Annotated in this window: 5 protein-coding genes; all 5 read right to left on the bottom strand. The window is 33.8% G+C overall.

The features are described from left to right. Positions 1 to 66 precede the first annotated feature (66 nt). Positions 67 to 516: a GNAT family N-acetyltransferase gene (locus DIU01_RS07360; RefSeq protein ID WP_290833018.1), complete on the bottom strand. Its 450-nt coding sequence runs from the start codon at positions 514 to 516 to the stop codon at positions 67 to 69. A 7-nt stretch (positions 517 to 523) separates the two neighbouring features. Beyond that, complete coding sequence (locus DIU01_RS07355) at positions 524 to 745, bottom strand: hypothetical protein (protein ID WP_035125055.1); 222 nt, start codon at positions 743 to 745, stop codon at positions 524 to 526. Positions 746 to 805: 60 nt separating this feature from the next. After that, entirely contained in the window at positions 806 to 1,018 is a 213-nt protein-coding gene (locus DIU01_RS07350; protein ID WP_290833013.1) for a hypothetical protein, read from the bottom strand. Positions 1,019 to 1,158: 140 nt separating this feature from the next. Then, complete coding sequence (locus DIU01_RS07345) at positions 1,159 to 3,612, bottom strand: ribonucleoside-diphosphate reductase subunit alpha (protein ID WP_290833011.1); 2,454 nt, start codon at positions 3,610 to 3,612, stop codon at positions 1,159 to 1,161. A gap of 310 nt (positions 3,613 to 3,922) precedes the next feature. Beyond that, entirely contained in the window at positions 3,923 to 4,900 is a 978-nt protein-coding gene (locus tag DIU01_RS07340; RefSeq protein ID WP_290833000.1) for a ribonucleotide-diphosphate reductase subunit beta, read from the bottom strand. Positions 4,901 to 5,246: the final 346 nt, after the last annotated feature.

Below are 5,246 nucleotides of genomic sequence, written 5' to 3'. Positions count from 1 at the left end.
TTCCCAGTTCATTTAGATTTTAGATTGAAGATTAACGAATTTTGATTTTTGATTTTTTGTATTTCCTTATATTTTTTTCTTCATACAAACGCTATTTTCAACTCCTATATATTGACCGTAGTTTTCTGTAATAACATAACCTAATTTTTTATATAATGAAATAGCATCTGTTTGTAAAAAACCAGTTTCAAGAACAGCAATTTTGTAGTTTTCTTCTTTTGCCCAAAGTTCCAATTCGGTTAAAATTTTAGAAGCAATTCCTTTTCCGCGGTATTCTGGTATCGTGTACATTCTTTTCATTTCTACTGTTTCAGAATCGTATTCTTTGTAAGCGCCAATTCCAACAGCAGTTTCGTTTTCATAAGCGATTATGGCATTTTTTAACGCACTCGATTTGTTGAATTGTGCATAAAAAGCGTGATCTTCTCCATCAAGTATTGCCAAAACTGCATCAAGCTCGATTACCAGTTTTTCAAAATCTGGATTGTTGGAAGTTGTTCTTGTAACCGTAATCATTGTAGTTTTATTCTTTATCGTTGGCTAAGAAAAACACTCTTGATTTTTTTGGATATTGATTGTAACTTTTATCGCTAGGATTTGCGATTACCGTTTTGATATTGATTTCATCACCTAATTTAAAATTTTTCTCAACCAATTGGTAATCCAATAGATATTCGCCACAGAAGTAATTTCCGTCGTTGTCTTTTTCTATGATTCCTGTGTAAACTCCTTTTTCTTTTGACATTTTGTTATAATTTGTTTCAAAGATACGAATTGCAGAATTATTTTCTAAAAATAAAAACAGCTACCGATTGATAGCTGTTTTATGTTTGTTTATTTTGAATTTTTGTTCAAAGCGTTTCTTTACTTCTTCGTGCGTACTAATATTTCCATTTAAAACGTCATTCAATCCTTTTTGAATTAATTTATTTTCGAAATCTGATATTTCATTTTTCTCTTTCAAATCAAGAATTTTTTCAAGAATCTTTTCGTCATTCAAATTTTGAATCCATTGCAAAATACTTTATTTTTTTAAGGCAATATTCATGATAATTAGATTTAATCAATAACAAATTTACAAAATTTATTCTAATAAAAAACAGCCATCAAATTTGACAGCTGTTTCTATATTCTATTCTCTTTATTCTTTTTTCTAAATTATGAACCACACATTTCACAATCTTCTGGTCCGGCATTTTTAGCCATTTCAATCATTGCTCTATATTCTTCGGCAGACATTTCTACTGGTTCGTTTAGAACTGCAATGGGTTGTAATTTTTCGGCAGTTTGTTCAGAAACTATGTTTACCATTGGTTGCTCTTTTACTTCAATTGGTTCTGCTTTTTTGTCGTTGTTTAATGTAAATTTGATAGCATCAACCGCAGCTTTTGTTCTCAAATAGTACATTCCGGTTTTCAAGCCGCTTTTCCAAGCGTAGAAATGCATCGACGTTAATTTAGAATAATTGGCATCTTGCATAAACAAGTTCAACGATTGCGATTGATCTACAAAATAACCTCTTTGACGACTCATATCAATAATGTCTTTCATCGACATTTCCCAAACGGTTTTGTACAATTCTTTCAAATCTTGAGGAATATTCAAGTCTTGAACCGATCCGTTATTGCGCATCAATTGTTGTTTCAATTCTTCGTTCCATAAACCACGTTCTACTAAATCGTTCAGTAAATGCTTGTTCACAACGATAAATTCTCCAGAAAGTACACGACGTGTATAAATGTTAGAAGTATAAGGTTCGAATGCTTCGTTGTTTCCTAAAATCTGTGAGGTTGAAGCGGTTGGCATTGGTGCCACCAATAGTGAATTTCTAACACCATGTTCCATAACTTCTTTACGTAAACTTGCCCAATCCCAACGACCAGAAAGTTCTTCGTCTTTAATGTTCCAAAGGTTGTGTTGGAATTCTCCTTGCGAAATTGGCGAACCTGCAAAACTAGAATACGGACCTTCTTCTTTAGCCATTTCCATAGATGCGGTTACGGCTGCAAAATATAAAGTTTCAAAAATTTCTTGGTTTAATGTTTTCGCTTCGTCACTTGTAAACGGCATGCGCAACATGATGAAAGCATCTGCCAAACCTTGCACACCAAGACCAATTGGACGGTGACGTTTGTTAGAATTTTCGCCTTCTTTTACAGGATAATAATTTCTGTCAATTACTTTATTTAAGTTTCTTGTTACGCGTTTGGTTACGGTAAACAACAAATCGTGGTTGAATTTTCCGTTTTCAACAAACATTGGTAACGATAACGAAGCCAAGTTACAAACAGCAATTTCATCTTTTGATGTAAATTCCATAATCTCAGTACACAAGTTCGATGAACGAATAGTTCCAAGATTTTTTTGGTTTGATTTTCTGTTGGCTGCATCTTTGTACAACATATATGGAGTTCCAGTTTCAATTTGTGATTCTAGAATTTTCTCCCATAATTCGTGCGCTTTGATGGTTTTTCTACCTTTTCCAGCTGCTTCATACGAAGTATAAAGTGCTTCAAATTCTTCACCGTGAACATCATACAATCCTGGACATTCGTTTGGACACATTAAAGTCCAATTTCCATTTTCCTGAACACGTTTCATGAACAAATCAGAAGTCCACATCGCGAAGAATAAATCTCTTGCACGCATTTCTTCTTTTCCGGTATTCTTTTTCAAGTCTAGGAATTCGAAGATATCAGCATGCCAAGTTTCAATATAAATAGCAAAACTTCCTTTACGTTTTCCACCACCTTGATCTACATATCTTGCTGTATCATTGAAAACACGCAACATCGGAACAATTCCGTTTGAAGTTCCGTTAGTTCCACGAATATAACTTCCGGTTGCACGGACGTTATGAATAGATAATCCAATTCCACCAGCCGATTGCGAAATTTTAGCCGTTTGTTTCAACGTGTCATAAATTCCGTCAATACTGTCGTCCTGCATTGCCAGTAGGAAACAAGAAGACATTTGAGGTTTTGGTGTTCCAGCATTGAACAACGTTGGCGTTGCATGCGTAAAGAATTTTTTCGACATCAAGTCGTAGGTTTCTATAACCGATTTTAAATCGTCTAAGTGAATTCCAACCGAAACACGCATGAGCATGTGTTGTGGACGTTCAACAATTTTACCGTTAATTTTCAACAAATACGAACGTTCTAGGGTTTTAAATCCGAAGTAATCGTAGTTGAAATCGCGGTTGTATATAATGTGTGAATTTAAAAATTCAGCATTTTCCTGAATAACTTTATGTACTTCTTCCGATAAAAGTGGTGCCATTTGACCGTTTCTTGGATTTACATAATGAAACATTTCATTCATGGTTTCCGAGAACGATTTGTTAGTATTTTTATGCAAATTCGAAATCGCAATACGTGCCGCTAACTGAGCATAATCTGGATGTGCAATCGTCATTGATGCCGCAGTTTCTGCCGCAAGATTATCTAGTTCCGACGTAGTAACGCCATCATACAATCCTTCAATCACTCGCATTGCTACTTTTACAGCATCAACTAAATCGTTTAAACCATAACATAGTTTTTTAATTCTATCCGTGATTTTGTCAAACATTACCGGCTCTTTATGGCCATCTCTTTTTACTACGTACATACTTTTTTGTTTTTTGTGAACTAGAAAATCCCTTCTCTACTTCGGGTTATTTGTAATCGGTTTTGCCACAAAGGCGCTAAGTCGCAAAGTTTTCACTTTACTTTTTTTGTTTTTAGAAGCTATTCCAGCTTTCCGCTATATCTTTTTCAATTGCCTCAGGTTGAAACCTGAGGCAATTGAAAAAGGATACCGCTGCAATCTGGGCTAGACCACTTCAATGGTTTGGGTATTCTTGTAATCTTTGTTTTTAAATTTTTTCTTCGTGCCTTGGTTCCCGAAGTTTCGGGATTCGTGGCAAAAAGGCGAGAAATTAAAAATCGGCGTCGAAAGTAATTTTTTGTGCTTCACTATCGGTGTTCATTACACCAGCTTTTTGGTATTCGGCCACTTTTTTCTCAAAGAAATTAGTTTTTCCTTGCAACGAAATCATGTCCATAAAATCAAATGGGTTTGAAGTGTTGTATTCTCTATCGCAACCTAGTTCTACTAAAAGTCTATCGGCAACAAATTCTAAATATTGCGTCATTAAAGTAGCGTTCATTCCAATTAAAGAAACCGGAAGTGATTCTGTAATAAACTCTCTTTCAATATTTAACGCGTCAACAATAATGGTTCTAATACGATCTTTCGGAACTTTATTTACTAAATGATGGTTGTGTAAATGCACGGCAAAATCACAGTGAACACCTTCGTCACGAGAAATTAACTCGTTAGAAAAAGTTAATCCTGGCATTAATCCACGTTTTTTCAACCAATAAATAGAACAAAATGCACCAGAAAAGAAAATTCCTTCAACAGCCGCGAAAGCAATCAATCGCTCAGCAAAAGAATCTGATTCAATCCATTTTAAAGCCCAATCTGCTTTTTTCTTAATTGCAGGAAAAACTTCCAAAGCATTAAACAATTGATCTTTTTCTGCTTCGTCCTTAACATATGTATCAATCAATAACGAATAAGTTTCGCTATGAATGTTTTCCATCATGATTTGAAAGCCGTAGAAGAATTTTGCTTCAGCATATTGTACTTCGTTTACAAAGTTTTCAGCAAGGTTTTCATTTACAATTCCGTCAGAAGCTGCGAAAAAAGCAAGAATATGTTTGATGAAATATTTCTCATCATGATTCAATTTATTGTTCCAATCGTTTAAGTCTTGCGATAAATCAATTTCTTCTGCAGTCCAGAAACTTGCCTCCATTTTTTTATACCATTCCCAAATATCGTGGTGTTTAATAGGGAAAATAACGAAGCGATTTTTATTTTCTGTAAGGATTGGTTCTATGAAGCTCATTTTTGAATTTTTTAAGATATTTTTAACTTATTTCGAGAGTTACAAAGGTTGTTAATTTTTAATGAAAATGAAAGTCAAAGTTATTGACAATCGGCTTTAGTTTTTAACAATACGTAGGAATACTACTAATTTTCACCTTTTCGTAACTATTTGTTTAACAATTGTTTACAAACGTTAAATTTTCAAAAAACCTTGAGTTATAAGGCTTTTAAACTATTTTTACGCAAGTTTTCGTAAAGTTTTTTCGACGTTATTTTCGTGTTTTTGATAAACAAAAAAAGCAGTTTTCTGTTGTAGAAAACTGCTTTTTAATAATTGTGCAAAATGTCTTTTAATTCACTAAAAA

It is taken from the genome of Flavobacterium sp. (genome assembly GCF_003525665.1).
Classification (GTDB): domain Bacteria; phylum Bacteroidota; class Bacteroidia; order Flavobacteriales; family Flavobacteriaceae; genus Flavobacterium.
The sequence above is the reverse complement of the archived record's forward strand: the minus strand, read 5'-3'. Positions and strand labels throughout refer to the sequence as shown.

Bases quoted from the DNA above. Each gene is read 5' to 3' on its own strand.
- DIU01_RS07360 (WP_290833018.1), bottom strand. From the start codon at position 516: ATGATTACGGTTACAAGAACAACTTCCAACAATCCAGATTTTGAAAAA.
- DIU01_RS07345 (WP_290833011.1), bottom strand. From the start codon at position 3,612: ATGTACGTAGTAAAAAGAGATGGCCATAAAGAGCCGGTAATGTTTGAC.
- DIU01_RS07340 (WP_290833000.1), bottom strand. From the start codon at position 4,900: ATGAGCTTCATAGAACCAATCCTTACAGAAAATAAAAATCGCTTCGTT.
- DIU01_RS07355 (WP_035125055.1), bottom strand. From the start codon at position 745: ATGTCAAAAGAAAAAGGAGTTTACACAGGAATCATAGAAAAAGACAAC.